This window comes from Microbacterium sp. H6 (assembly GCF_003314775.1).
Lineage (GTDB): Bacteria > Actinomycetota > Actinomycetes > Actinomycetales > Microbacteriaceae > Microbacterium > Microbacterium oxydans.
Genome location: NZ_QOAY01000004.1, coordinates 759 through 1,005, shown reverse-complemented (window position 1 = coordinate 1,005; position 247 = coordinate 759). Strand labels below are relative to the sequence as shown.

At 73.7% G+C, this 247-nt stretch carries 1 protein-coding gene; it reads left to right on the top strand.

Translation table 11 applies throughout. From position 1 onward, the window contains the following. The coding region (locus DSP71_RS00120; protein WP_147251136.1) for a LysR family transcriptional regulator substrate-binding protein at nt 1-247 on the top strand (247 nt) is incomplete at both ends.

Sequence of the window (247 nt, the reverse complement as noted above, 5' to 3'; positions counted from 1 at the left end):
CCCCGCGCACGCCGACGCCGTCGCCGCGCTGTGGTCGACCCGCGACGAACCCTGGGTGCTGGAACCTGCCGGCACCGCGTCGCGCGCCTGGGCGGAGCAGCTGTGCCGCACCGCCGGGTTCGAGCCCGATGTGCGCTTCGAGATCGCCGACCTCACCGCCCACGTGCGGCTGATCCATGCCGGACTCGCAGTGGGACTGCTGCCGGAGCTCGTATGGGCGGGTGACACCCCGACGGTCGACCTGGCA